Annotated in this window: 26 protein-coding genes; 11 read left to right on the plus strand and 15 right to left on the minus strand. The window is 63.8% G+C overall.

Going from position 1 to position 25,885, the window contains the following annotated elements:
• Nucleotides 1-108: 108 nt before the first annotated feature.
• Nucleotides 109-1,857 (minus strand): 2-oxoglutarate dehydrogenase, E2 component, dihydrolipoamide succinyltransferase, encoded by a 1,749-nt coding sequence (sucB, locus tag QM609_RS08710; RefSeq protein ID WP_283337268.1) that lies wholly within the window; start codon nucleotides 1,855-1,857, stop codon nucleotides 109-111.
• Between the two features lie 364 nt (nucleotides 1,858-2,221).
• Here sucB and QM609_RS08715 point away from each other — a divergent pair, with 364 nt between their 5' ends.
• The gene (locus QM609_RS08715) at nucleotides 2,222-2,572 is read left to right on the plus strand and encodes a hypothetical protein (RefSeq protein WP_003941713.1); all 351 of its coding nucleotides are present in this window, start codon (nucleotides 2,222-2,224) and stop codon (nucleotides 2,570-2,572) included.
• A gap of 55 nt (nucleotides 2,573-2,627) precedes the next feature.
• Here the strand turns inward: QM609_RS08715 and QM609_RS08720 are convergent, their stop codons facing one another.
• The gene (locus QM609_RS08720) at nucleotides 2,628-4,145 is read right to left on the minus strand and encodes a leucyl aminopeptidase (protein WP_019748919.1); all 1,518 of its coding nucleotides are present in this window, start codon (nucleotides 4,143-4,145) and stop codon (nucleotides 2,628-2,630) included.
• Between the two features lie 158 nt (nucleotides 4,146-4,303).
• Here QM609_RS08720 and gcvT point away from each other — a divergent pair, with 158 nt between their 5' ends.
• Both gcvT and QM609_RS08730 read left to right on the plus strand, forming a co-directional pair.
• Nucleotides 4,304-5,404 (plus strand): glycine cleavage system aminomethyltransferase GcvT, encoded by a 1,101-nt coding sequence (gene gcvT, locus QM609_RS08725; RefSeq protein ID WP_050655819.1) that lies wholly within the window; start codon nucleotides 4,304-4,306, stop codon nucleotides 5,402-5,404.
• A 32-nt stretch (nucleotides 5,405-5,436) separates the two neighbouring features.
• Nucleotides 5,437-6,540, plus strand: coding sequence for a branched-chain amino acid aminotransferase (locus tag QM609_RS08730; protein WP_003941766.1), 1,104 nt, complete (start codon nucleotides 5,437-5,439; stop codon nucleotides 6,538-6,540).
• On the opposite strand, the gene QM609_RS08735 is transcribed toward QM609_RS08730, so the two are convergent.
• The 6 genes from QM609_RS08735 to QM609_RS08760 form a co-directional block, all read right to left on the minus strand.
• A complete protein-coding gene (locus QM609_RS08735) occupies nucleotides 6,534-7,355 on the minus strand; it encodes a dienelactone hydrolase family protein (RefSeq protein WP_082239038.1) in 822 nt (273 codons plus the stop codon). The genes QM609_RS08730 and QM609_RS08735 overlap by 7 nt on opposite strands.
• 124 nt (nucleotides 7,356-7,479) lie before the next feature.
• Nucleotides 7,480-8,454: a GlxA family transcriptional regulator gene (locus QM609_RS08740; RefSeq protein ID WP_050655817.1), complete on the minus strand. Its 975-nt coding sequence runs from the start codon at nucleotides 8,452-8,454 to the stop codon at nucleotides 7,480-7,482.
• 9 nt (nucleotides 8,455-8,463) lie between these two features.
• On the minus strand, nucleotides 8,464-9,231 hold the full coding sequence (locus QM609_RS08745; RefSeq protein WP_082239037.1) for an adenosylcobinamide-GDP ribazoletransferase: 768 nt from the start codon (nucleotides 9,229-9,231) through the stop codon (nucleotides 8,464-8,466).
• Nucleotides 9,232-9,233: 2 nt separating this feature from the next.
• Nucleotides 9,234-10,379 carry a nicotinate-nucleotide--dimethylbenzimidazole phosphoribosyltransferase gene (cobT, locus tag QM609_RS08750; protein ID WP_050655822.1) on the minus strand — a complete coding sequence of 382 codons (1,146 nt, stop codon included), beginning with the start codon at nucleotides 10,377-10,379 and terminating at the stop codon, nucleotides 9,234-9,236.
• Nucleotides 10,380-10,402: 23 nt separating this feature from the next.
• A complete protein-coding gene (gene cobU / locus QM609_RS08755; RefSeq protein ID WP_019748913.1) occupies nucleotides 10,403-10,990 on the minus strand; it encodes a bifunctional adenosylcobinamide kinase/adenosylcobinamide-phosphate guanylyltransferase in 588 nt (195 codons plus the stop codon).
• Between the two features lie 2 nt (nucleotides 10,991-10,992).
• Complete coding sequence (locus QM609_RS08760) at nucleotides 10,993-11,649, minus strand: DUF3043 domain-containing protein (RefSeq protein WP_007730051.1); 657 nt, start codon at nucleotides 11,647-11,649, stop codon at nucleotides 10,993-10,995.
• 134 nt (nucleotides 11,650-11,783) lie between these two features.
• Here QM609_RS08760 and QM609_RS08765 point away from each other — a divergent pair, with 134 nt between their 5' ends.
• The 3 genes from QM609_RS08765 to QM609_RS08775 all read left to right on the plus strand — a co-directional run bounded on the left by QM609_RS08765 (nucleotide 11,784) and on the right by QM609_RS08775 (nucleotide 14,526).
• A complete protein-coding gene (locus QM609_RS08765) occupies nucleotides 11,784-12,851 on the plus strand; it encodes a glycerate kinase family protein (RefSeq protein WP_050655816.1) in 1,068 nt (355 codons plus the stop codon).
• A 150-nt stretch (nucleotides 12,852-13,001) separates the two neighbouring features.
• Nucleotides 13,002-13,352: a HesB/IscA family protein gene (locus QM609_RS08770; protein WP_007730053.1), complete on the plus strand. Its 351-nt coding sequence runs from the start codon at nucleotides 13,002-13,004 to the stop codon at nucleotides 13,350-13,352.
• A gap of 196 nt (nucleotides 13,353-13,548) precedes the next feature.
• Nucleotides 13,549-14,526, plus strand: a complete 978-nt coding sequence (locus QM609_RS08775) for a carbohydrate kinase family protein (protein ID WP_003941700.1) — start codon at nucleotides 13,549-13,551, stop codon at nucleotides 14,524-14,526.
• 63 nt (nucleotides 14,527-14,589) lie between these two features.
• On the opposite strand, the gene asnB is transcribed toward QM609_RS08775, so the two are convergent.
• Nucleotides 14,590-16,515 carry an asparagine synthase (glutamine-hydrolyzing) gene (gene asnB, locus QM609_RS08780; RefSeq protein WP_283337269.1) on the minus strand — a complete coding sequence of 642 codons (1,926 nt, stop codon included), beginning with the start codon at nucleotides 16,513-16,515 and terminating at the stop codon, nucleotides 14,590-14,592.
• A 319-nt stretch (nucleotides 16,516-16,834) separates the two neighbouring features.
• On the opposite strand from asnB, the gene ctaC reads away from it, so the two are divergent.
• Entirely contained in the window at nucleotides 16,835-17,899 is a 1,065-nt protein-coding gene (ctaC, locus tag QM609_RS08785; RefSeq protein WP_030537048.1) for an aa3-type cytochrome oxidase subunit II, read from the plus strand.
• 39 nt (nucleotides 17,900-17,938) lie between these two features.
• Nucleotides 17,939-18,355, plus strand: a complete 417-nt coding sequence (locus tag QM609_RS08790; protein WP_003941723.1) for a cytochrome c oxidase subunit 4 — start codon at nucleotides 17,939-17,941, stop codon at nucleotides 18,353-18,355.
• 109 nt (nucleotides 18,356-18,464) lie between these two features.
• On the opposite strand, the gene QM609_RS08795 is transcribed toward QM609_RS08790, so the two are convergent.
• Entirely contained in the window at nucleotides 18,465-18,854 is a 390-nt protein-coding gene (locus tag QM609_RS08795) for a DUF3224 domain-containing protein (protein ID WP_030537047.1), read from the minus strand.
• Nucleotides 18,855-18,920: 66 nt separating this feature from the next.
• Here QM609_RS08795 and QM609_RS08800 point away from each other — a divergent pair, with 66 nt between their 5' ends.
• On the plus strand, nucleotides 18,921-19,217 hold the full coding sequence (locus QM609_RS08800; RefSeq protein WP_019748908.1) for an antibiotic biosynthesis monooxygenase family protein: 297 nt from the start codon (nucleotides 18,921-18,923) through the stop codon (nucleotides 19,215-19,217).
• Nucleotides 19,218-19,366: 149 nt separating this feature from the next.
• Here the strand turns inward: QM609_RS08800 and qcrB are convergent, their stop codons facing one another.
• From qcrB to ctaE, 4 genes are all read right to left on the minus strand, one after another.
• The gene (gene qcrB, locus QM609_RS08805; protein ID WP_007730057.1) at nucleotides 19,367-20,971 is read right to left on the minus strand and encodes a cytochrome bc1 complex cytochrome b subunit; all 1,605 of its coding nucleotides are present in this window, start codon (nucleotides 20,969-20,971) and stop codon (nucleotides 19,367-19,369) included.
• A 59-nt stretch (nucleotides 20,972-21,030) separates the two neighbouring features.
• Nucleotides 21,031-22,173 (minus strand): cytochrome bc1 complex Rieske iron-sulfur subunit, encoded by a 1,143-nt coding sequence (qcrA, locus tag QM609_RS08810; protein ID WP_007730058.1) that lies wholly within the window; start codon nucleotides 22,171-22,173, stop codon nucleotides 21,031-21,033.
• A complete protein-coding gene (qcrC, locus tag QM609_RS08815) occupies nucleotides 22,170-23,021 on the minus strand; it encodes a cytochrome bc1 complex diheme cytochrome c subunit (protein ID WP_003941682.1) in 852 nt (283 codons plus the stop codon). Before qcrC ends, qcrA begins: the two co-directional genes overlap by 4 nt.
• 64 nt (nucleotides 23,022-23,085) lie before the next feature.
• A complete protein-coding gene (gene ctaE, locus QM609_RS08820; protein WP_007730060.1) occupies nucleotides 23,086-23,697 on the minus strand; it encodes an aa3-type cytochrome oxidase subunit III in 612 nt (203 codons plus the stop codon).
• 127 nt (nucleotides 23,698-23,824) lie between these two features.
• Here ctaE and QM609_RS08825 point away from each other — a divergent pair, with 127 nt between their 5' ends.
• The gene (locus tag QM609_RS08825) at nucleotides 23,825-24,313 is read left to right on the plus strand and encodes a hypothetical protein (protein ID WP_042453564.1); all 489 of its coding nucleotides are present in this window, start codon (nucleotides 23,825-23,827) and stop codon (nucleotides 24,311-24,313) included.
• Nucleotides 24,314-24,452: 139 nt separating this feature from the next.
• Nucleotides 24,453-25,544 carry an anthranilate phosphoribosyltransferase gene (gene trpD, locus QM609_RS08830; protein ID WP_003941751.1) on the plus strand — a complete coding sequence of 364 codons (1,092 nt, stop codon included), beginning with the start codon at nucleotides 24,453-24,455 and terminating at the stop codon, nucleotides 25,542-25,544.
• 8 nt (nucleotides 25,545-25,552) lie between these two features.
• Here trpD and QM609_RS08835 read toward each other — a convergent pair whose 3' ends face one another.
• A complete protein-coding gene (locus QM609_RS08835; protein ID WP_003941677.1) occupies nucleotides 25,553-25,828 on the minus strand; it encodes an Lrp/AsnC family transcriptional regulator in 276 nt (91 codons plus the stop codon).
• Between the last annotated feature and the right edge of the window lie 57 nt (nucleotides 25,829-25,885).

Raw genomic sequence — 25,885 nt, forward strand, 5'->3', positions numbered from 1 at the left:
CTTCGATTCAGCGTGCTTCGATATCCGAACGTATATCTCCGACCGTACTGAAAAAGCCGGGGCGCCACCTCCTGATGGAGATGACGCCCCGGCCGGCCGAGCAGTTGCTTACAGGCCCAGATCAGCTTCGAACGAGGCTTCTTCCAACCGCTGCTTCACAGTGGTGAGGAATCGGCCGGCGTCGGCGCCGTCGACCAGACGGTGATCGTAGGTCAGCGGCAAGTAGATCATCGAGCGAACGCCGATGGACTCGTTGCCGTTCTCGTCGGTGACCACCATCGGGCGCTTGACGATCGCGCCGGTTCCGAGCATGGCCGCCTGCGGCGGTACCAGGATCGGGGTGTCGAACAGCGCGCCCTGGCTGCCGATGTTGGTGATGGTGAAGGTGCCACCCGAGAGCTCGTCCGGCTTCAGGCCACCCGAGCGTGCACGCTTGGCGATGTCGGCGATGGCGCGGGCCAAGCCGGCCAGGCCGAGATCGCCGGCGTTGTGGATGACGGGGGAGAGCAAGCCCTGATCGGTGTCCACTGCGATGCCGAGGTGCTCAGCGTCGTAGTAGGTGATCTGCTTGGCAACCTCGTCGTAGCTGGCGTTGATGTTCGGGTGCGACTTCAGCGCCTCGACGACTGCCTTGGCGAAGAACGGAAGGAACGTCAGGTTGACGCCTTCGCGCTCGATGAAGCCGGCCTTGGCACGGGCCCGCAGGGCGACGATCTTGGTGACGTCCACCTCGAAGGTCTGCGTGAGCTGAGCGGTGTTCTGCAGCGACTCACGTGTCTTGGTGGCCGTGATCTGCCGAATACGGTTGGCCTTCTGCGTGGTTCCACGCAGGTGTGCCAGTTCGGGTCGGACGCCTGCGGCTGCGGTGGCGGCCGGTGCGGCCGCGGGTGCTGCAGCAGCGGGAGCGGCGGCGGGAGCCTTCTTGGCCTCCGCAGCGGCGAGCACATCCTGTTTGCGGATGCGGCCGCCGACGCCGGTGCCGGTGACGGTCGCGAGGTCGACGCCGTTGTCCGTTGCGAGCTTGCGCACGAGCGGGGTGACGTACGGGCTGCTGTCGCCGGAAGCTGCGGGGGCAGCCGCCGGTGCGGGAGCCGCAGCAGGCTTCGGAGCGGGGGCGGCCGGTGCGGCAGCAGGCTTGGGTGCCTCGGCCTTGGGTGCCTCAGCCTTCGGTGCTTCAGCCTTGGGGGCAGGGGGTGCGGCCGGTGCTGCGGGAGCGGCCTTGGGTGCCGGAGCCGCGGCGGGTGTGCCGGAGCCGACGACGGCCAGCTGGCCACCGATCTCGACGGTGTCGTCTTCCTGCGCATTGATCTCGAGCAGGATTCCGGCGACGGGGGACGGGATCTCTGTGTCGACCTTGTCGGTCGAGACTTCGAGCAGCGCCTCGTCGACGGCAACCTCGTCGCCGACAGCCTTGAGCCAACGGGTGACGGTGCCTTCGGTGACGGACTCGCCGAGGGCGGGCATCGTCACGGCGGTACCTTCAGCGGAACCGCTCGAAGCGGCGGGTGCCTCGGCAGCGGGAGCTTCTTCAGCGGGAGCTTCGGCAGCCGGCGCTTCCTCGGCGGGAGCTTCCTCGGCGGCGGGGGCGGGTGCCTCTGCCGCGGGTGCTGCGGCTTCGCCGGCTTCACCGATCTGGGCGAGCTCGCCACCGATTTCCACGGTGTCGTCTTCCTGCGCGACGATCTTGGTCAGGACGCCGGCGACGGGAGACGGAATCTCGGTGTCGACCTTGTCCGTGGAGACTTCGAGCAAGGGTTCGTCGACTTCGACCGTGTCTCCTTCCTGCTTGAGCCACCGTGTGACAGTTCCCTCGGTGACGCTCTCACCTAGGGCTGGCATCTGGACGGAGAAGGCCATGTCTTTTGACTCCTCGACAGTTGTGTTCGGGTTGTTGAATTTTGTCGACTTGTGGTCGTAATGCATTGTGCTCGAGTGGCGCGCGACGTGCGGCTACTTGTAGCTATTTTGCCGATGTCGACGCGCGGGCGCGGCGTCACCGTCGTTCATCTTTCCATTGATACGCCGGGCGTGTCCGATGAGGGGGATGCCGTCCGTTTCGGGTGTGTCGGCTACTGGCGAGTAGGTATGCGTCGGGGGTCCGGCTGTAACGTCGTAAGCGGACCAAACGGTATGTCGTGCGCAGGCACAACGGACATCGCCTGGCAAACTTGACATATCGCCGGGGTGCATCCGCGGCGTCGGTACCGAGGAGGGTACGACCGTGGGACTGTTCGATCGTTTCAAGCGTCCGCCGAGTGCGGCTCAGGCCGCAGCGCAAAGTGATGCGGATCATCTGGCGAATTGGGCGCACTCGCACGAAGGCGTCGAGGCCTATGTGGAACCGCAGACGACGGTGACCGAGGTGACCGTCGTCCTGGTTGCGAAGGACGGGGAGTGGACTCGTCGTCGTGTCGGCGGCGAACGTGGTGCCCGCAAATTGGGACAGGACCTGAAGATCCCGGTCTACGACGTCCGCAAGACGGGATATCCGCAGCGTATGCGCGATCACGACGAACGTAAGCGAATCGAACGCAAGCGGGCCCGAGAGCAGGAATTACGCGACGGCGCCTGAACTGCTGTGCGCCTTTATTAACCGCGGGGGGTTAATAAAGGCGCACAGCAAGGGGTCAGCCGTTTACCGCGATGTCCTCCAGGACCGAGATCATCGTGCGAACGGGAACGCCGGTACCGCCCTTGCCGGTGTAACCCCACGGCCCTGACGTGTTGTAGGCCGGACCCGCGACGTCGATGTGCGCCCACTGGACACCCTCGGGAACGAATTCCTTGAGGTAGTGAGCTGCGACCAGCATGCCGCCCCAGCGGTGCGGGGTGACATTGGCCATGTCGGCGACCTTGGAGTCGAGATCTCCGCGCAATTCCTCCGGCAGCGGCATGGCCCAGCCGTTCTCGCCGACGCTCTGCGAGATGGAGGCGACGCGGTCACGGAACTCGTCGGTGCCCATGACTCCGGGGGTGCGGTTGCCGAGCGCGACCATCTGCGCACCGGTCAGGGTGGCGGTGTCGATCATGTAGTCGGGATCGTCCTCACCCGCGCGAACCATCGCGTCGGCAAGAATCAAACGGCCCTCGGCGTCGGTGTTGACGACCTCGATGGTGATTCCGCCGTACTGGGTCAGCACGTCGCCGGGACGCTGCGCGGTCGCGGACGGCATGTTCTCGGCCATCGGTACGTATGCGACGACGTTGACGGGCAGGCCGAGCTTGGCGGCAAGCACGACGGTGGAGATGACGGCTGCGGCGCCGCCCATGTCCGAGGTCATGTTCTCCATGCCGGCGGCGGGCTTGATGGAGATTCCGCCGGTGTCGAAGGTGATGCCCTTACCCACCAGTGCGACCTTGCGGGCGCCACGCTTCTTCGACGCGTATTCGAGGCGGACGAGACGCGGCTGGCGTGACGAGCCCTTGCCGACGCCGATGATTCCGCCGTAGCCACCCTTCTCGAGTGCCTTCTCGTCGAGAACCTGGACGGTGAGCCCGGCCTCGACGCCCAGTGCCTTCGCGCGCGCGGCGAACTCGGCGGGGTAGAGGTGGCTCGGGGGAGTGTTGACGAACTCGCGTGCGGTGGCGACGGCCTCGGCGATGGCGGCCGACCGTGCCAGCGTCGCTTTGGTCTCCTTCGTGCGCGGCGACGGCACCAGAAGTTCGACGCGGGCCAGTGGCTGCGAATCGGGACCGGGAGCCGTCATGGACGACTTGAATTCGGTGAAGCTGTACGCGCCCAACGCAAATCCCTCGGCGGCTGCACCGAGGTCGAGGATCGAGAGCGTGGTTGCGACGGTGTCGATGCCGGACAACGAGCGAGCTGCGGCGCCGGCGGACTTACGGATCTGCTCGCTGCCGAGCTTGTCGGCAGAGCCGAGTCCGACGGCGAGAACGCTGGTGACCGACAGTTCGCTCGGTGCCGGGACACGAGTGAGCTGCTCGGGCTTGCCCGTGGCGCCGACGGCGATGAGGCTGTCGAGGATCTCGGCGAGTACGTCTTCGGCGACGATGCCTTCGCTGAGTGCGATTTCGGGGCCGTCCGGACCCGACGTCAGACCGACGACCAGTATCTCTGCGCGCTTGGCGACTGTGCCGGCGAGAACGAGGTCGGGTCCCAACGATCGGGCTGTGCGAGTGCTCAAGGTGTCTCCTGTGAGGTGAGTGTGCGATGCGTCCGGTTCTGGCGGATGCCTGAGTCGATGTTAGGCCCTTTGCAGTTTGCGGACGGGCGATCGTCACGGCCGGGTGAGCTCTCGCTGCGGACATGTTTCGATCGGCGAAGTCCGATAGGTTGTGGGCCATGACCGACGAACAACTGTTGCAGGGCCCGATCCACCCCGTCCACGTCGAACTCGGCGCGACGTTCGCGCCGTTCGGGGGGTGGCAGATGCCGGTTTCGTACGCCGGCGTCGTGGCCGAACACACCTCTGTGCGTGAGAATGTCGGACTCTTCGACGTCAGTCACCTCGGCAAGGCCGTCGTGCGTGGCGCGGGCGCCGCGGAATTCGTGAACTCCGCACTGACCAACGACCTGAAGAAGATCGGGCCGGGTAAGGCTCAGTACACGTTGTGCTGCAACGAGTCCGGTGGTGTCATCGACGACCTCATTGCGTACTACGTCAGCGACGACGAGATCTTCCTCGTCCCGAACGCAGCCAATACCGCGGACGTCGTTGCGGCTCTGGTCGCTGTGGCACCGGACGGAATCACCGTCGAGGATCAGCATCGTGCCTACGGTGTGCTGGCAGTGCAGGGTCCGAAATCGGTGGCGGTTCTGACCGCTCTGGGACTTCCCACCGAGATCGAGTACATGGCGTACGAAGATGCGGAATGGAACGGCGTGCCTGTTCGTGTGTGCCGCAGCGGTTACACCGGTGAGGTCGGCTACGAACTCCTGCCGCGGTGGGACGACAGCGAGCCGTTGTTCCGCGCGCTTCTCGAGGCAGTGCGCGCCGAGGGTGGGCAGGCCGCCGGACTCGGCGCCCGTGACACTCTTCGTACCGAGATGGGGTATCCGCTGCACGGGCATGAGCTTTCGCTCGAGATTTCTCCGCTCGAAGCGCGCTGCGGATGGGCGATCGGTTGGAAGAAGCCGACATTCTGGGGCAAAGAGACCTTGACCGACGAGAAGGCTGCCGGCCCGGCTCGCAAACTCTGGGGGATCAAGGCTCTCGATCGCGGCGTGCTTCGTGCCGGCCTCGGTGTTCTGAGTGACGGCGAGGCAATCGGCGAGACCACCTCGGGGACGTTTTCGCCCTCGCTCAAAGTGGGAATTGCGTTGGCGCTCCTCGATTCCGGTGCCAATGTCTCGGCCGGCGACGAGATCGAAGTCGACGTCCGTGGTCGTGCTCTTCGGTGCGTCGTGGTGTCTCCTCCGTTCGTGGAGACCAACACCAAGTAGAGAGCTTTTTCACGTTCGATAGGATTGCGCCCATGACAGGTGCCGCCGATTTCGTTCGTGTTCAGAGCTCGTCCCCGAAGTCCGACGCCGAGCGCCGTGACATTTTGGCGGCGCCCGGCTTCGGGCGGCACTTCACCGACCACATGGTCTCGATCGACTACACCGCGGGCAAGGGCTGGCACGACGCCCAGGTGTTGCCGTACGGAAACATCGAGCTCGATCCGGCCGCAATGGTTTTGCACTACGGACAGGCCATCTTCGAGGGCCTCAAGGCATACCGTCAGCCGGGTGGCGAGATCAGCTCGTTCCGCGTCGAGGCCAACGCCGAGCGTTTCGCGGCATCTGCGCGCCGTCTGGCCATGCCGGAGCTCCCGTCGCAGATGTTCATCGATTCCATCACCGAACTGATCGACGTCGATCTCGACTGGGTTCCCGCAGCCGGTGGCGAGGACGCGCTCTACCTCCGTCCGTTCATGTTCTCCACCGAAGCCGGACTCGGTGTCCGTCCCGCCGACGAGTACCGCTACCTGCTGATCGCCTCGCCTGCCGGTGCGTACTTCCCGCGCGGCGTCAAGCCGGTCAGTGTGTGGCTGTCCACCGAATACGTTCGCGCGGCCCCCGGTGGTACCGGCGCGGCCAAGTTCGCCGGCAACTACGCCGCTTCACTCCTCGCCCAGGCGCAAGCCGCCGACGAGGGTTGCGACCAGGTGGTCTGGCTCGACGCCATCGAGCGCACGTACGTCGAGGAAATGGGTGGAATGAACCTGTTCTTCGTCTTCGGCTCGGGCCCCGACGCTCGCCTCGTGACGCCGTCGCTGTCCGGTTCGTTGTTGCCAGGCATCACGCGCAACTCGTTGCTCGCCCTTGCCGCCGATTCCGGTTTCGCCGTCGAGGAGCGCAAGATCAGCACCGACGAATGGCGCACCAAGTGCAAGAGCGGTGAAATCACCGAGGTCTTCGCTTGCGGCACAGCAGCAGTCATCACCCCCGTCGGACGCGTCAAGTCCGCCGAGGGCGAGTTCACCATCGCCGACGGCGAGCCGGGTGAGGTGACGATGGCACTGCGCGACACCCTCACGGGTATCCAGCGCGGAACCTTCGCCGACACCCACGGCTGGATGACGAAACTTCACTGATCGCTGGTTCGTTCCGCGAGCAATCGCTCCCGGAAGAACTGCAGAATCTCGTCTCGTGCGACGGTGGTGGGCGATCCCGCCTCGTCGACGAGATGAGCCGTCACCACGCTGTGTGGATTGGCAATGACGTGTTCGAAGAACGGCGACGTTGTCGCGTTGGCCGCTTCGTCGGGTAGTACCTTCCCGACGAAGCGCTCGCCCAAGGCCTTCGAATAGGCGGCGAATCGTTGTGTGCGGCAGAACGAGTCACCTCGAAAGCGGTATGCAAGCACCGTGAGGTCTTCGGCCTCGAGTCTCGAGCGCACGGCTTCGAGTTCTTCGGGCCCGCTGTCGGTTTCGTCCGGTCGATCGAGCGGTAACGACGGTTGGGCGAGAACCGGCGCGATGACCGAGGGTTCGAGCATCATCGACAACGCGAAGTTACCGGTGAAGCACATTCCGATCACGCCGACGCCAGGACCGCCGCTCTCCTCATGCGCCGAAGCGGCGAGTGAACGCAGCCAACGGACCGCCGGACTCGGTTCGTCGGCAGCGAGGGCGCGGAATTCTGCACTGACGCAGGCTCTCTTGAATACCGTCAGCCCCTCGTTCACTGTGGGGACCGCTCCGTCGCGGCCGAACAGTGACGGAACGAAGACCGTGAAACCGGCGTCGCGCACCCAGCGGGCGAATCGCGCTACATGCGGGCTGATGCCCGGCATCTCCGGCATGACGATTACTGCGGGACCGGTGCCGGCCACGTACACGGACTTCGCCACTGCGTCGATGGTGATCGTTCGACGGTCGAAGTCTTCGAGCGGATCGTCTTCGGTCATGCTCCGGTTCGGCACGGTGAGCCCTCCCAAGTAGTCGAAACAATTCCTCTGCACAGTCTTTCGGCGCGGGATCGACTACAGAAGAGGGCGGTTCGCCATGTTTTCGGGCGGGCTCGCCACGCACCTATCCCGCGCCGCCGTTGCGGAATCGCTTTCGGTAGTCGGCCGGGCTGATGCCGACGCGGTCGGTGAACAGGCGACGGAAGGTTCCAGGATCCTGATAGCCGATGTGCCCCAGGATCTTTCCGAGAGACCAGTCGGTCGATTCCAACAACCGTTTCGCTTTTCGGATCCGTGCACGCTGCAGATAACTGCGCGGCGATTCCCCGGTCTCGACCTTGAACTTCCGAAGCATGGTTCGGGTGCTGAGGTGAAAAGCACTCGACAGCAGATCCAAGTCGTAAGGTTCCGCCATCCGTTCGACCAGCCACCTTCCGACGTCGTCGGCAAACTGTGTGTGTTTGGCGGGCAGCATCGAGTCGAGGATGTACGGAGCTTGACTGGTTCGGTTTTCGGGCGCCAGCGTAATTCTTGCGGTCGTACGCGCAATCTTGTCGCCGAGATGCTCGCGCACGAGTGCTGTTGCGAGGTCGAGCGCGGCGGTGAACGCAGCAGTGGTGGTGACGCCGTCGTCCTGGACGATCAACGAGTCGGTTCGAACCGTCGCACCGGGGTAACGACTTGCGAGGTCCGCACCGTACAGCCACGACGTCGTACATCGGCGTCCGTCGAGCAGTCCCGCCTCGCCCAGCAGATACGCGCCGACGCAGACCGACGACACCCGAACGCCGCGCGCCTCGCACGCACGGATGAACTCGATTTCTCCCTCCCACAGCGACAAACGCGTCGCAGGGTCTTCGGACGGCACGAGTTCGAACCCCGGCACAACCAGGTGATCGATGTCGTGATGCCCCTCCTGCACGCCGAGCGAAAATCCACCTGCCGCAACGACGGGCGTGCGGGACGCTGCGATGACCGATACCTCGAAGGGGTCGGCGGGCGCTCCATCAGCGACGCGATTGGCGATCAGGAGAAGGTCGGTGAAAACGAAGATCTCGGCCGCGAGGCAACCTTCGTACGCAAGGACACCTACTCGCACGACGTCGGATCACAGTCCGAGAGTGAGGCCGACGGCCGTAAGCGTCACAGTGAGTTCGAGTGCGAATCCGAGAACGTCTCCGTTGAGTCCGCCGAATCTACGGACGCAGTGACGCACGCACAGCACACTGATCACCAGCGCCGACGCGGTCACGAGAGGGCCGAGCCACCACCGGTCGGTGGCAAAGCCGGAAGCGGCGATCAGCGGAACCGACCACACGATTGCGGCCCACAACGGTTGTGAATCGGCGACGAGCGCACCGAATCCGCTCGGGCTCGACGCGAGAATACCTCGGCGGCAGGCAAAAACGACGGCCACACGACCCGCAGCGACAGATACGAGAACGGCGATCCACTGCGTGGGGGAGTCGGCAACAGCGAGGACGCCGAAGGAGACCGATTGCAGCCCGAGGAAGATGAACAGCGCCGCGACCCCGAACGGTCCGGCACCGCCGCTGTGCATGACCTCGCGGGCGCGCTCCGGTGGACCGTAACAACCCAGTCCGTCGACGGAGTCTGCCAGTCCGTCCACGTGCATCCCGCGTGTCCCGAGGGCGAGCGCACCTACCGTCAGCAAGCCTGCGAGATAGGGATTCAGGCCGATACTGGTTGTGCCCCAGAGCAGAAACGTCGCGGCAATGCCGAGAGCGATCCCGGCGAGCGGAGCTGCCGCGATGGCGCGACGGCCGGCAGTTCGGTCGATGTCGGAGGGACCACGAACCGGAAGGACCGTCAGCCACGAGAAGGCCAGTGGCACCCCGGACAGCGGGCCCGCCACGCTCACTCCGCCGTATCGGTCTTGGTCAGGTCGATCGACTCGGGTTCGTCGACAGGTGCGCTGCCCTGAGTGCTGACACCGGCTTCGGAGAATGTCGCCATCTTGCCCAGGATTGCCACTGCGCCCTGAAGAATCGGGAGAGCGGTGACTGCGCCTGAACCTTCACCGAGACGCATGTCGAACTCGACGATCGGTTCGAGACCCATGCGGGTCAATGCGATGGTGTGGGCGGGTTCGGTGGAGCGGTGTCCGGCGACCCACCATTCACGTGCGCCGAAAGCCAGTTCGTCGGCAACCATGGCGGCTGCGGTGACCACTACGCCGTCGAGGATCACCGGCGTGCGACGCGAAGCTGCCTGGGCCAGAAAGCCGGCCATCGCGGCGAGGTCGGCACCCGAAGACGTGCGCAGCAGCGCGACTGTGTCGCGAACGTGCGGACGGGCACGCCGGAGAGCGTCGCGAATCGCTGCGGTCTTGCGGATCCATCCGGCGTCGTCGATACCGGTACCTCGACCCACGACCGCGACGGGTTCACTGTCCGTGAGTGCGGCGATGAGTACGGTTGCGGGCGTCGTATTGCCGATGCCCATGTCGCCGGCGATGAGAAGATCTGCGCCCCCGTCGATTTCCTCGTCCGCGATCGCTCGGCCGGCGGCGATGGCCTGAAGGGTTTCCTCGTTCGACATGGCGTCTTCGCGGTCGATGGACCCGGAAGACCTGCGCACCTTGTGGTTCGAGACGGACGGATCGGTATCGCCGTCCACTGCGATGTCGACGACGCGTACCGTGGCGCCGGCAACCTCGGCGAGGACGTTGACTGCCGCGCCGCCCCCGAGGAAGTTGGCGACCATCTGTGCGGTCACTTCCGGCGGATAGGCGGAGACGCCGTTGCGGGCGATTCCGTGATCACCCGCGAACACGACGACGCGAGGCCGAGCGAAAGCGTGTGGGGGACAAACTCCTTGGCAGGCTGATGCCCAGCCGGCGAGAGCCTCCAGTCGGCCCAGCGAACCGGCCGGCTTGGTCAGATCACGCTGACGCGCATCGGCCTGCGCTCGCACCTCGCGGTCGGGCGGGGTGACGGGTTCGAAGTCGGCGCTACTGACTGGCGCGACGTCAGGGTTGGCATCTGGATTCGCCCCTGAAATGGCCCCTGGATTGGCCTCGGTACTCACATCGTGCCTTCCGGTTGTGCAGCAGTATCTTTCAAGATGAGCGGTAACCCTGCAACCACTAGTACGACACGATCGCACACCGCGGCGATACGAGCGTTGAGAGTGCCGATCTCGTCGCGGAACAATCGTCCGGACCGCGTCTCGGGGATGACGGCCAAACCCACTTCGGGGCTGACCAGCACCAGGTGTCCGCGGTAGTTCTCGACACTGGCGACCAGGCTGTCCGCCGCGGGCGTGACGGTGCCGCGCGGTGCGTCCCAGGCGCCTTGCCGATCGAGTTCCGCGGTCAGCCACGTTCCCAGATCGTCGACCAACGTCGCTGTGTGTGAATCGCTTTCGAGCTGCGCCGCGAGGTCACCGGCAGCTGCGGTTTCGACAGTCGACCAATGAGAAGGCCGTCTGTTGCGGTGCTGGTCGATCCGGCTTTCCCAGTCTGCGTCGGAGACATCACGTCTGGCTGTCGCCAGGTACCGGATCGGTGCCGAACTTTCGGGTAAGTGGCCTGCACAAACCAAATCCTCGGCGTGCGCGGACTTACCAGACCGCGCGCCGCCGAGGACTAAAGTTCTATACGTGTTCGTCACGCTCAGATTGCGTCGCCCGGCCCCACACGAGGCTTCGGTGCGCGCAGCTTACGGATCTGCGACGCGCGAACGAACGCGTACCAGCCGAGCTTGAATCCGCCGTCGGTGCTGTCGGGGAAGCGCTCGGCGACGCGGTTGTTGATCATGCGACCGAGCCAGATGCCTTCACCGACCATGAAGAGCATCATCACGAGCATTGCCAGCGTGACGATCTGCTGGAGTGCGGGCGTGACGAACATCGTCATGATGAGGATCAATGCGAGCGGCATGAACAGCCCGACGAGGTTGCGGCGAGCGTCGATGAAGTCACGGACGTAGGCGCGAACCGGTCCCTTGTCGCGGGGGAGCAGGTACTTGTCCTCGCCGGCGAGCATGCGGGCGCGGCGGTCTGCCGACGATGCGCGACGCTCGGCGGCTTCGGCCTTGCGGTCCTCCTTGGAGCCGCGGGTCGCCTTACGGCGGGCGCGGGCTTCCTTCGCGGTCAGCGGGGCAGGGGCAACGGGGCCACGCCTCTTCGCCTCGGCGTCACGACGCTTGGGTGTGGGGCGGCCCTTGCCCACCTGCTCGATGGGCGCCTCTTCGGAGGCCGAGGATGCCTCAGTGCCCTCGACGTCACGTTTGTCGGAGTTGTCTGAGTCACCGCGGCGTAGCAATTTCACACCTCCAGGCTATTGGATAAGTGCACGGTCTGGGAAACCGACCTCGGTCTTTCTGAAAAACCCGATCGCCCGAGGCACTGAAACGCGCGAGATCGTGAAACATCGGGGTCATTCGGGACTCTTAGACTTCGGCTATGCGGGTAATAGTTGCTCCAGATTCGTTTGGTGAGACGTTGACGGCCGTCGAGGCGGCTGAGTCCATTTCTGCCGGTTGGCGACGTGGCCGACCCGAAGACGACGTTGTCACCGCGCCACAATCCGACGGTGGGCCGGGTTTCGTCGACGTCTTGGCCACGGCTGGGGGCGACATCCGGACTGCACGGGTGTCCGGGCCTTTGACCGCCGCCGTCGACGCCACGTGGCTGTTCGATTCGGACACGGCGTACATCGAGTCCGCCGAGGCCGTCGGGCTCGGCCTGCTCGGAGGTCCGCCGACGCGGGACACTGCACTCGCCGCGCACAGTCTCGGTGTGGGAGAGCTGATCGCTGTCGCGCTCGAGGCAGGCGTGAAGACGGTTGTCGTCGGACTCGGTGGGAGTTGCTGCACCGACGGGGGACGTGGACTGGTGGAGGCGCTGGGCGGCCTGGAGGTTGCAGCGGCGGCTACGGCAGGCACTCAGTTGTTCGCCGCCACCGACGTCGAACACGTACTTCTCGGCGAGCACGGTGCGGCAGCGGTGTTCGGCCCGCAAAAGGGTGCCGACGCCGAAGCCGTCGCTGTCCTCGAAGCGCGGAACGCGAGATGGGCCGAACAGTTGGAGTCCGTCACCGGAAAACGAGTGTCGAATTTTCCGGGTGCCGGCGCCGCGGGTGGTATCGGTGCCGCGCTCTTTGCGCTCGGTGCACAGCGGCGATCCGGGGCCGACGTCGTCGCGGATCGCACCGGACAAGCCGCGCTACTGGCTTCCGCTGACCTGGTGATCACGGGCGAAGGCAAGTTCGACCACCAATCTCTGCGCGGCAAACTCGTCACAACGCTCGCTTCGGCGGGGGCAGCACACGGCGTTCCGACGCTCGTCTTTGCCGGCCAGGTGACGCTCGACGAGGCGGACTATGCGTCGACCTCGATAGTCGCGGCGAAGTCGGTGACGGATTTCGCCGGGTCGGTGGAACGTGCGATGGAGGAAGCGTCGGCGTGTCTCGAGGGACTCGCCGAACACACGGCACGCGAGTGGAACATCTGGCGCGGCGTCCGGAGCTGAGGATCCACAAGCGTCGACGCGCCGTTGCCGTGTCGGGAAGACCGGATAGGATGAAGACGAATCGCACCCGGTAAAGGACTGGCGGGAATAAGTCGGCAGCGGCGTACCGTTGAAGCGTTCACGGGTTGGTACGAACATTAGGGAGAGCCCATGACTGTGCAGAACGAGACCGCCACCCACGGCGTCAAGATGACCGAGGCCGCGTCCGCCAAGGCGAAGGCACTCTTCGATCAGGAGGGTCGCGACGACCTCGCGCTGCGTATTGCAGTGCAGCCCGGCGGCTGTGCCGGACTGAAGTACCAGCTGTTCTTCGACGACCGCACGCTCGACGGTGACCTCACTGTCGACTTCAACGGCGTCAATCTGGTTGTCGACCGGATGAGCGCGCCGTACGTCGAAGGTGCGTCCATCGACTTCCTCGACACCATCGAGCAGCAGGGCTTCTCGATCGACAACCCCAATGCAACAGGCTCCTGCGCCTGCGGTGACTCGTTCAACTGAGTCTGTCGATCACAACTCAATTCACGAACAACTGACGCGGAACCGACATTCGGTTTCGCGTCAGTTGTTTGTGGTGACTCGTACGTAGACCGTTCCGATCCGACAGCTCGGACGCCGATGACGGCGCTACGGGCGGTAACGTGAACTTTTGCTCCTCTTTCATTCTTGTACTCACTTCGCTGAAAGGCCACGATCCGTGACTATTGCGGTAACCGGTTCCATCGCCACCGACCACTTGATGCGCTTCCCCGGCCGCTTCGCCGATCAGCTCCTCGCCGATCAGCTCGCCCACGTTTCGCTGAGTTTCCTGGTCGACGATCTCGTGATTCGCCGCGGTGGTGTCGGCGGCAACATCGCTTACGCCATGGGCGTGCTCGGTGGGTCCCCGCTACTCGTCGGCGCAGTCGGTGCCGACTTCGCCGAGTACCGCACGTGGCTCGAGGACAACGGCGTCGACTGCAGCGCGGTCCGTATCTCGGACAAGGCACATACGGCGCGTTTCGTGTGCACCACCGACGAGGACATGGCGCAGATCGCGTCGTTCTACCCCGGTGCGATGAGCGAGGCTCGCGAGATCGAACTCGCGGCAGTGGCCAAGACTGCAGGCGCAGTCGAGTTGGTGCTGATCGGCGCCAACGACCCCGAGGCCATGGTTCGCCATACCGACGAATGCCGTCTGCTCGGGATTCCGTTCGCAGCGGATCCGTCGCAGCAGCTTGCCCGCCTGTCCGGTGACGAGGCCAAGGCGCTCATTCACGGCGCGAAGTACTTGTTCACCAACGAGTACGAGTGGGGTCTTCTTCAGCAGAAGACTGGTCTGAGCGAGGAAGAGATCCGCGCGCAGGTCGGCATCCGTGTCACCACCCTCGGCTCCAAGGGTGTGGAAATTGTTGACGCCGAAGGCAATTGGGTGCGCGTCGACGTAGTGCCCGAGACCGGCAAGGTGGATCCGACGGGCGTTGGTGACGGCTTCCGCGCCGGGTTCCTGCTCGCACACGGCGCCGGTCTGAGCTTCGAGCGTGCTGCACAGTTGGGATCTTTGGTCGCTGTGTTGATTCTCGAGACCGTGGGAACGCAGGAGTGGGTGTTCAATCGCGACGAGGCACTCAAGCGCCTTACCGACGCATACGGCAGCGCGGCAGCGGACGAGATCGCGACGATCCTGCCGAAGTAGGGCTCCGCCCCGTGAGTGGTTGAGGAGTTCGGAGACTCCCTAACCGCTCACGGGGCCGAAGGCCTAGATATTGACCGGGTACACCGGTTCCTGGATCTGCGGCACGATGCGCTTCTCCACGAAGATTCCGTGCCAGACCATGAAGGTCAGGACGGTCCACAGGCGTCGGCTGTGGTCGGACACGCCCTCGCGGTGATCGTTGAGCATCTTCACGACGGCCTGCTTGTCGAAGATGTGGTCGGTTCCCGACTCTTCGATCTGCAGATGTGCCCAGTCGAAGAGTTCGGTGCCGCGCAGCCAATGGCGCAGGGGAACCGGGAATCCGAGCTTCGCGCGGTGCAGAACATGGTGCGGCACAATGCCTTCCAGGGCCTGGCGCAGTGCGTACTTGGTCGTGTCCTTCGTGATCTTCTGATCGAGCGGTACGCGTGACGCGACGTCGAAGACCTCGGGATCGAGGAACGGCACACGCAGTTCCAGCGAGTTGGCCATCGTCATCTTGTCTGCCTTGACGAGGATGTCGCCGCGCAGCCAGGTGAACAGGTCGAGATGCTGCATCCGCGCAACCGGATCCCAGTCCCGTGACTGCGCGTAGATCGGCGCAGTGACGTCCTGGTGAGTCCACTCGGGGCGGAAATCGCGCAGGACGGCGCGGAGCTGAGCGTCGTTGAAGCTACGAGCATTTCCGTAGTAGCGCTCCTCGAGCGTCAAGGAACCGCGGTTGAGCAGACTCTTGCCGCGAGTGCCGTCCGGGATGCGTTCGGACAACTTGCCGGCAGCCCGACGCAGTCCCTTGGGGAGGTACTCGAAAGGCTTGAGCGACAACGGCTCACGGTAGATCGTGTAGCCGCCGAACAGCTCGTCGGCACCCTCGCCGGACAGCACGACCTTGACGTGCTTGCGCGCTTCCTTCGCGATGAACCACAGCGGAATCAATGCCGGATCGGCTACCGGGTCGTCGAGGTACCAGACGATCTCGGGAATGGCAGCGGCGAACTCGGCGGGGGAGACCACCTTGACGACGTGCTTCGCGCCGATCGCTGCGGCAGATTCTGCAGCGACGTCGACCTCGGAATAGCCCTCACGTTCGAAACCGGTCGTGAAGGTGATCAGGTTGGGGTTGTGGCGCATCGCCAGCGCCGCGATCGCCGTGGAGTCGATACCACCGGACAAGAACGAACCGACGGTGACGTCGGCGCGCATGTGCTTGGCGACCGAATCCGCGAGTGCCTCGGCGATTTCCTGGTAGCGCGCCTTCTCGGTGCCAGGTGCAAAAGGCTTGGCCGGGAACTTCGGCGTGAAATACCGCGTGAACGTGGGCTCCTCGCCCGGACGCACCCGGGCGAAGCTGCCCGACTCCAGGCGTCGGATCTGCTTGTGCAGTGTTTCCGGCTCCGGTACGTACTGCAGAACGGTGTAGTGCTCGATGGCACGCGGATCCAGCTCGGTACCGATGCCGATCAGATCGGTGAGTTCGAGCAGGCTCTTCTTCTCGCTGCCGAACGCGGTGCCGCCGGCGCCGGTCGCGATGAACAGCGGCTTGATCCCGAACGGATCGCGCGCGATGAACAGCTCGCGTGTGTCGGTGTCCCAGATCGCGAACGCGAACATTCCGCGCAGGCGCCGGACCGCGTCCTCACCCCAGTAGTGGAATGCAGCGACGATGGCCTCGGAGTCGCCCTCGGTGAAGAACTTGGCGTCGTGGTCCTTGACCAGTTCGGCGCGGATCTCCAAGTAGTTGTAGATCTCGCCGTTGAACGTGAGCGCATAACGCTCCGGGTTCTCCGGTGGGCCCCAACGCAGCGGCTGGTGGGAATGAGCGATGTCGATGATCGCCAGGCGGTTGAACCCGAAGACGAGGTGATCGTCGTTCCACGTCCCGTGTTCGTCCGGCCCGCGGTGACGAAGGCAATGCATCGCCTGGTCGACCCGCGAGACGGCGTCCTCGCTGGTTCCGCCAGATGTCAGTAGCCCGAGCAGTCCACACACAGCGTCCGGTTCCTCGATTCAGAATTTTTGTACAGAAGGCTCCCGGACACGAGTGTCGGGGAGAGGTCAACGAACTCTTGACGAAAGTATGCCGCAGATCGACGTCCCTGCCGATCGCGGCGGAACGAATCGACGTGATGTGCGTCGCCGAAACGACCTGAGCCGTTCCTGAGCAGCACCTGAGAGAGCTGTGTGACGTCCGCCGCGACACGGGCGAGGACCCGAGGATGGATAGCGCCCGGCTTTGGTCTACGCTGCGTAGTAATTGGGCCTTCCCTCCGGGCATGCCCTAGTTGAATTTTGTGGCGATCAGGAAGGCGTGAACGTGGCGCAAGGTCGGATCCTTCGGCGAGCGGGGCTGGCAGTATCTCTGGGCATTGCTGCCTTGCTGCTGTCGGGTTGCTCCATCGACAACGAAGTGCTTCGTTTCGGGTGGCCTTCGGGCATCACCCCGGAGGCGACGCGCATGCGTGAGCTGTGGACGTGGTCGGTTGTAGCCGCCCTCGTCATGGGTGTGCTGGTGTGGGGGCTGGTCTTCTGGGCCGTCATCTTCCACCGCAAGAAGAAGGACTCGCCGGAATTCCCGCGTCAGACGGCATACAACGTGCCGCTCGAACTCGGTTACACGGCAGTTCCCTTCGTCATCATCGCGGTTCTCTTCTACTTCACCGTCATCGTTCAGAACCATGTTCTGGACAAGACGGACAATCCTGACGTCGTCGTAGACGTCACGGCCTTCCAGTGGAACTGGAAGTTCGGCTACCGCTCCATCGAGTTCGGTGACGGCTCCGCCAAGTACAACGGAATCGACGTCGAGGCCGAAGAGGCTGCAAAGACCGAGGGTTCCACCGTGAACGAACACGGGGAAGAAGTCCCCGGCCCGATCCACGGCAACAGCACCGAGGACCTGAGCTACCTGCACTACGACAAGATCGAGACCGTCGGCTCCAGCCAGGAGATCCCGATCCTCGTTCTGCCCACCGGCAAGCGGATCCAGTTCGAACTTGCTTCCTCGGACGTCATCCACGCTTTCTGGGTGCCTGAGTTCCTGTTCAAGCGCGACGTTCTCCCGAACCCCAAGGAGAACCACTCGGACAACATCTTCCAGATCAGTGAGATCGAGAAGGAAGGCGCGTTCGTCGGGCGTTGTGCAGAAATGTGTGGCACGTTCCACGCGATGATGAACTTCGAGGTTCGTGCGGTTTCGCCGGAGGACTTCGCCAAGTACATCGAACTGCGCAAGGGTGACGCGGAGGGCAAGGGTGGTCTGACGACCGCTGAGGCTCTGCAGGCAATCGGTCAGTCGCCGGTGGCTACGTCGACCACGCCGTTCAACACCGACCGCGAGTACCGTCAGGCAACCGTCGCCACTGCAGGCAACTGAGCCGGCCAGCCTCTTCACTGAACAAGGACAAGTGCTGATATGAAGATCGAAGCCAAGCTCTTCGAGATCCTGACGATGTTCTTCATTCTCGTCGCGATCATCTACGGAGTGTTCACCGCTCTGTCACGCACAGGTATCGAGTGGGCCGGACTGACGGCCATCGTCCTGTCTGCAGGTCTGACGCTCATCGTGGGTACCTACTTCCGCTTCGTCGCCCGTCGTCTGGACACCCGTCCCGAGGACTACGACGACGCTGAAATCTCGGATGGTGCAGGAGAACTGGGCTTCTTCAGCCCGGGTAGCTTCTGGCCGATCCTGCTTGCCGCTGCTGCTGCACTCGCGGCAGTGTCGCTGGCGTACTTCCAGCCGTGGCTCATCGCAGTCGCAGTTGTCTGTGTGCTCGCCGCAGCCGCAGGCCTGGTGTTCGAGTACTACACCGGACCCGAGAAGCACTAGTTTCACCCGCACTCGAACAGAGGCGCCGCACCCACCCGGGTACGGCGCCTCTGTTGTCGTTTATGTACGTTTCGGTGGTAGGAGGGTGCCTGTCAACAACCGCTCTCTGTCAATCGTGGAGCGAGTATTCGAGGTCGTAGCGGTGCAGACCGTCGACGACCTCCAGCTCGAGAGTGCCTGCGATGCCCTTCAACTCGCCGGTTCCGGACCCCGGCACGATCTCGTACAGAAGCTTCTGCGTTCCGTCGATCATCTGACCGAACTGCTGCAGGGCGAACGATCCCACAGCTTCGTCGACCTGCCCCGTGACAAACTCCAAAGCGACATAGCCCGCTGCACCGGCTGTCGGATCGCCCGCGGACAGCATCAGTCCGGACGACGTGCCTTCGACGCCGCCGATGAACGTCTTGTCGAACTCGAAGCGTCCGACGCGTCCGGAGAGCTCAGGATCGGCGGGGCGAAGATCGATCTCGAAGGTGCCGCGTGCATGGGATGTCATGGTCCGAGTATCTCACCAGGCGACAACGCCTCGAGGGGACTCCCGAGAACGTGCAACACTCGGTAGATGATTCTCGAACATGCCGTCCTGCAGGTCGATCCGTCGCAGTCAGCGCGTTTCGAGGCCGCATTCGACGTGGCCCGAACCATCATCTCCGAGGTTCCCGGATTCATCAGGCTGCGGCTCTCGCACTGCCTGGAATCACCGGAGCGATATCTCCTGCTGGTCGAGTGGGAAGACGTGGAGTCACACACCATCGGGTTCCGTAAGTCGCCAGGATACGAGAAGTGGCGAGAACTTCTCCATCACTTCTACGAGCCGTTCCCGACGGTGGAGCACTATTCGACTGTGCTCGAGGTCTAGCAAAGCGTAGTGCCTGCTGTTGTCGGCGCTCAGACGACGAACCGGGGGAGTGGTGCCCACTTGGAGGTTGTCCATACTGAATCGCTCAGAGAACGAGTGAGGCCCCGAACCGGAATCCGGTTCGGGGCCTCACTGGTCAACTGACGTTCTTAGTGGAGTTCTCCACTGGAACCATCGGACTTGCCGTTGGTTCGGTTCTGGTAGTCCAGAAGGATCTGAAGCTGCTCGTGCTCAGCTTCGTGATGAGCGGCTTCGAGAGCCTCGCTCTCCTCGACTGGGTCAGCGGTGATCAGGCTACCGCTACCGGGCTTGCCGGCGAGGCCGAGCTTGTTCATCTTCTTCGGGACAGCAGCACCCTGGTACTCGAGCGGGATCGGGTGTCCGTGCTCGTCGACGGGGCCGAGCGGCTGGTGGATCTCGATGTACTGGCCGTTCGGCATCCGCTTGATGATGCCGGTCTCGATGCCGTGTTCGAGGACTGCACGGTCACTGCGCTGCAGGCCGATGCAGAACCGGTACGTCACGAAGTACGCGATGGGCGGAAGGATGACCATGCCGATACGGCCGATCCACGTCATTGCGTTCAGCGAGATGTGCAGGTGGTACGCGATGATGTCGTTGATGCAGGAGATCGTGAGCACCAGGTAGAACGCGATGGACATCGCACCGATAGCGGTACGGACCGGCACGTCGCGCGGGCGCTGCAGGATGTTGTGGTGAGCGTCGTCTCCGGTGAGACGCTTCTCGATCCACGGGTACGCGATCAACAGTGCGAAGACGAGGCCCATGATCAGGGCGACGGCGAACACTGCAGGGATCGTGTACCGGTTGAACAGGTAGATCTCCCACGCCGGCCACAGTCGAGCAAGGCCGTCCGTCCACATCATGTAGATATCGGGCTGGGAACCTGCCGAGACCTGTGACGGGTTGTACGGACCGATGTTCCACACGGGGTTGATCTGGAACAGACCACCGAGCAGTGCGAGCACGCCGAAGGTCATGGCGAAGAACGCGCCACCCTTCATCGCGAAGACCGGGAGGATGCGGACGCCGACGACGTTCTGTTCCGTACGGCCGGGGCCGGGGAACTGCGTGTGCTTCTGGTACCAGACCAACGCGAGGTGGCCGGCGATCAGAGCCAGGATGATGCCCGGGAACAGCAGCACGTGAGCGACGTAGAGACGCGGGATGATGAGGTCGCCGGGGAAGTCGCCGTCGAAGATCAGCCAGTGCATCCAGGTACCGACGATCGGGATACTCATCGTGATACCACCGAAGGCGGCGCGGAGGCCGGTGCCCGAGAGCAGGTCGTCGGGGATGGTGTAACCGAAGAAGCCTTCGAACATCGCCAGGATGAGCAGCAGGCAGCCGATGACCCAGTTCGCTTCACGTGGGCGACGGAAGGCGCCGGTGAAGAAGATGCGAGCGAGGTGAACGATGATCGACGCCGCGAACATCAGTGCAGCCCAGTGGTGAATCTGGCGAACGAAGAGACCGCCGCGCACCTCGAAGGAGATGTTCAGGGTCGTCTCGTAGGCGCGAGACATCGTGACACCGCGAAGCGGCTGGTATGCGCCCTGGTAGACGACGTGTGCCATCGACGGATCGAAGAACAGCGTCAGGAACACACCGGAGATCAGCAGGATCACGAAGCTGTAGAGCGCGATCTCGCCGAGCATGAAGGACCAGTGCGTCGGGAAGACCTTGTTGATCTGCCGGCGCATGCCTGCGGCGAGGTGGTAGCGGGAGTCCATAGCCTCCGCTTGTCCAGCCGCTGCCGCGCTGATCTTGGACGGTTTGGTTGTTGTTGTGGTCACGGTCGACGCTCCCAAAATGCCGGGCCGAGTGCTTCGATGAAGTCACCGTCGGCGACCAGGAAGCCCTCTTCGTTCACTGTAATAGGCAACTGCGGAAGTGCGCGAGCAGCGGGACCGAAGATCGGCTTGCCGTAGGTCAGTGCGTCGAACTGCGACTGGTGGCAGGGGCACAGAATACGGTTGCTCTGCTGTTCGTAGAGCGAGGTGGGGCAACCCAGGTGGGTGCAGATCTTCGAGTAGGCGAAGTAATCGCCGTAGTTGAAGCTTTCCTGGCCCTTACGCTTGGTGACACGCGCGGTGTCTTCCGTGCGGAGGCGGATGAGCATCACCGAGTTACGAATGCCGCGCAGTGCTGCGAGCAGAGCGTGCTCGTCGCCACGGTCGGACTCGCGGAACGGGAAGACCGTTTCCATCGAACCGGCATCGAGATCTTCCGGGCGAACGAGGACGATGTCCTCGGGACGGCCGGTGTCACGACGCAGGTAGATGGTCTCGCCCGGGTAGTTCGGGGTCCAGCCGGACACCCACAGAGGTGAGTCGTCGCCCTTGGCCCACGGGTTCTTGATGAGTCCGCCGAGGGGCATGACCATCATGACGCCGAGTGCGCCGCCGCCGAACATCAAGCTGCGCTTGATGGCCTTGCGGCGGGGGAGGGTGGACGTCTCGAGGGTGTCGCCGAGCTCGGCGACGATCGTGCGACGATCGACCTCGGTGGAACCACCGTCGTGGCGGTCCTGGATCGAGACCTCTTCGGGGATGAACTTCTTCGTGAACTGAACGGCACCGATGCCGACGCCGAGGATCGCCAGACCCATGGTCAAGCCGATCAGCGGGGTGTACAGGCTGTACTTGCCGTAGTTCTCGTCACCGGCGCCTGCGTACTCCCAGGGCCAGAACAGGTAGATCGCGATGAACGCGATCGCCGAAACGCCGGCGAGGCCGAACCAGAAGGCGACGTTGCGCTCGGCGCGCTTTTCCGCCCTGGTGCCCTTTACCGACCAACGATCACGGCGGTAGACGACATCGACGCCATCGAGATTGGTACCCAGCTTGACCAGGTCGTCGCGTGACATCGCGTCGAGCTCTTCATCTGTGTACTTCTTAGGCGTATCGCCGCCATGCTGGCCAGCGTCGCTCATGACCTTGCTCCGATCCACAATGCTGCACCGACGACAGCGATGATTCCGACGGCCCACATGGCGAGACCCTCAGAGGCCGGACCGAGGCCACCGAGCCCGTACCCACCGGGGTCCTTCGACTCGCCCGACGACTTGACGTAGGCGATGATGTCCTTCTTCTCCTCGATCGTCAGCTGACGATCCGAGAACTTCGGCATGTTCTGGGGACCGGTAACCATGGCAGCGTAGATCTGCTGCTCGCTGGCCGGATCCAGGACCGGGGCGTACTTGCCCGAGGACAGTGCGCCACCGCGGCCGGTGAAGTTGTGGCACGACGCGCAGTTGAGCCGGAAGAGCTCACTGCCGCGTCCGACGTCGCCACCGCGCAGCGAGGACTGGGCGATTTCGCCGTTCTCGTCGCGGATGAGCGTCGGGCCGCCGCCGTTGGCCTGGATGAAAGCGCCGAGGGCGTCGGTCTGCGCAGCATCGAACTTGGGGTCCTTGCGTGCAGCCTGGGCCTCGTTGCGAGCTGCCGGCATACGACCAGAGGAGACCTGGAAGTACACGGCTGCTTCGCCGACGCCGATGAGGCTGGGACCGCGGTCCTGCACGCCCTGCAAGTTCGCGCCGTGGCACGTGATGCATGACGTGTCGTACAGCTGCTTGCCTTCACGAATCAGGGCTGCTGAATCGTCACTGGCGGTCGCAACCTGCGGAGCTGGTGTCAACGCCGAAGCGAGGAAACCTGCGCTGATCAATCCCATCATCAATACGAGCGCGCCAGTGACGCGCCGGCGGATTTTCCGCTGGCGACGCGACTTCGCGGCATTCGCTGAGTTATCGGATGCGGGAGGGGGGGATGAACTCATCTGTATCCCTTTGGTATGTCGGGACGGAACTGGACGTCAGGGGCTGCCTGGGGCGTACAGCTGATTAACGGATGAAATAAATCGTGGCAAACAGCGCGATCCACACGATGTCGACAAAGTGCCAGTAGTACGAAACAACGATCGCGGCGGTGGCCTGGGCGGGCGTGAACTTGCTGACCCGGGTACGTGCGATCAAGAAGACGAAGGCGATGAGACCGCCGATGACGTGCAGACCGTGGAAGCCGGTGGTCATGTAGAACACCGAGCCGTACACGCTGCTCGAAATCGTGGTGCCCTCGTGCACGAGGTGGTAGTACTCGTAACCCTGGCCGGCGACGAAGAACGCCCCCATGACCAAGGTGATGGTGTACCAGCGACGAAGTCCGAAGACGTCGCCACGCTCAGCCGCGAAGACACCCATCTGGCAGGTGAACGAAGATGCGATAAGCACCAAGGTCACCGGCACGGCCAGATAAAGGTTCAATTCGGTTGGCTCCGGCGGCCAATTTCCGTTCGCCTGAGCTCGTGCCACGAAGTACATGGCAAAGAGCCCTGCGAAGAACATGAGCTCACTTGACAACCACACGATGGTGCCAACGCTGACCATATTCGGCCGGTTCAGCGAGTGCACGCGTTGGGTGATTGCCGATCCTGAAGTCCCTACTGCGCTCGTCACAGACAGAAGTATGACGCTTCGTCGTAAGAGACGACCACTCGGGTCCACCATCGGCGCGTCGCTCGGCTCGAGTTCGCGGGATCGGGCGGCGAACGCGCTGGTGGCGTGGTCGGAATATGCTGGCGCGATGGCAGCTACACACAAGAGTAGACCGTGGTTCCTGAGAATTTTCGGCACGAAGATTCCGACACCGCTCGATGCAGGGCGGTCGGATCTGGTCGTCGTTGCCGAAGGCTTCGACGACGCCGAGGCGAGCTCGACGGCTCTCGAACGTGCCGCCTCCACCGAGCCGGAGTTCAGGGCGGAGTCCGAAGTGGTTCTGCGGCATCATCTCGACCTCCCGGAGGGCTCGGTAGCCGATGCCGAGAGCATCGTCGCCCAGGACGGATATGTGCGAGGCTCGAGTCGGCCCGAGGACGTGACTCCGGTGGTCGAGAATTCGGTTCGCGTCGTCTTCGAGCGTGTCCAGGTGCTTGACGCCCTGCATTGCTCCCAGGAGCGGTCACGAATGGCCGGTCTGGCGCAGCGACTCGGTGGTTCGGTCGCCGGGTGGGACGCGCTCCAGCCCCCGATACTTGTGGAGGCGCCGCCCAAACGCGGTCGCAGAAAGTCCTGAGCGGCCCTATTCGGTTTCCTCGTTACCTCACTGACTAGGCTGCGAGGGTCATCGGCAGCAAAAAATGGCAGCGCGAAACGACAGCTCGAAACGACAGCTCGAAATCCAGCCCACTTGAACGACAGGGGACCAAGGCACTATGGCCGGCACCGACGCATCCAACGCCGTGAACGTCGATTCGAGTGCAGTGGTGCGGTCCTGGCCGATGATTCTCGGTTTGCTCACGGACGGCAGTGACTTGTCGGAAGCCGACAGTCGCTGGGCTATGGGCGAGATCATGTCGGACAACGCCACCTCCGCTCAGATCGCTGCTTTCGGGGTCGGTCTGAAGATGAAGGGAGAAACCCCCGCGGAGTTGGAAGGGCTCGCCGCCGCGATGCTCGAACACTCCAGGCGCGTGCCGGTCGATTCCGACGTCGTCGACATCGTCGGCACGGGTGGTGACCGCTCCAACACGGTGAACATCTCGACGATGGCCTCGATCGTGGTTGCCGCGTCCGGTGTGCGAGTTGTCAAGCACGGCAACCGCGCTGCTTCGTCCAAGAGCGGTGGCGCCGACGTGCTCGAGGCGCTCGGCGTTCGCATCAACCTCGGGCCGGAGCAGGTTGCGAGGTGCGTCGAAGAGGTCGGCATCGGCTTTTGTTTCGCGCCGGTCTTCCATCCCGCACTGCGCTTTGCGGCGGTCCCTCGCAAGGAAATCGGCATTCCGACGGCATTCAACGTGCTCGGTCCACTGACCAATCCGGCTCGTCCGCGTGCCGGGCTGATCGGGTGCGCATTTCCGAAACTGATCTCGGTCGTCGCGGGAGTCCTTGCGCAGCGCGGCAATTCGGCGTTGGTGGTACGGGGAGACGACGGACTGGACGAACTGACCACATCGACGACGTCGACGGTTCACATCGTCGGCGGTGGAAGTGTGCGAACTGTCACGCTGGATCCGCGTGACCTCGGAATCGACCGCGTTCCTCTCGAAGAGTTGCGTGGAGGCGACGCCGAAATCAACGCCACCGTCGCCAGAACGCTGCTTTCCGGGCAGAAGGGGCCGGTCCGGGACGCGGTCCTGCTGAACGCGGGAGCAGCCATCGCGGCATTCAACGGTGTCGGCGACGATCTCGAGAGTGCGATCTCTGCCGGGATGACTGCAGCCGCTGCCGCGATCGACAGCGGCGCGGGCGCTGAACTGCTTCACAAGTGGGCGGCGCTCACCGCCGAGCTGGCCGACCAAGCCTGATCGAGGGGCTATTCACCCAGCGAGAAACCGGCCTCGACGTCTGCGCTGGAGAATGACTGGAACGCAATGTGTGTGGCGGTTCGGAGAACGCCGGGCACCTTGTTGATTCCTCCGGTGACCACGTCGGCGATCTGGGCGTGGTCACGCACTTTCACGATGGCGATCAAATCGACGTCACCTGCGCACGAGTAGACCTCGGTCACTCCGGACAGGTCGGCGACGGCCTGCGCGGTTTCCGGGATCCGAGCGGACTCGGCGTGAATCATGACGATGGCGTTGATCATTTCTCTCCTCGATTTCCCTGCGGGTTGTGATGACCCGGTGGTTTCGATCGAGCTTAG

Source organism: Rhodococcus sp. IEGM 1302 (assembly GCF_030056935.1).
In the GTDB taxonomy this organism is placed as follows: Bacteria; Actinomycetota; Actinomycetes; order Mycobacteriales; family Mycobacteriaceae; genus Rhodococcus_F; species Rhodococcus_F qingshengii.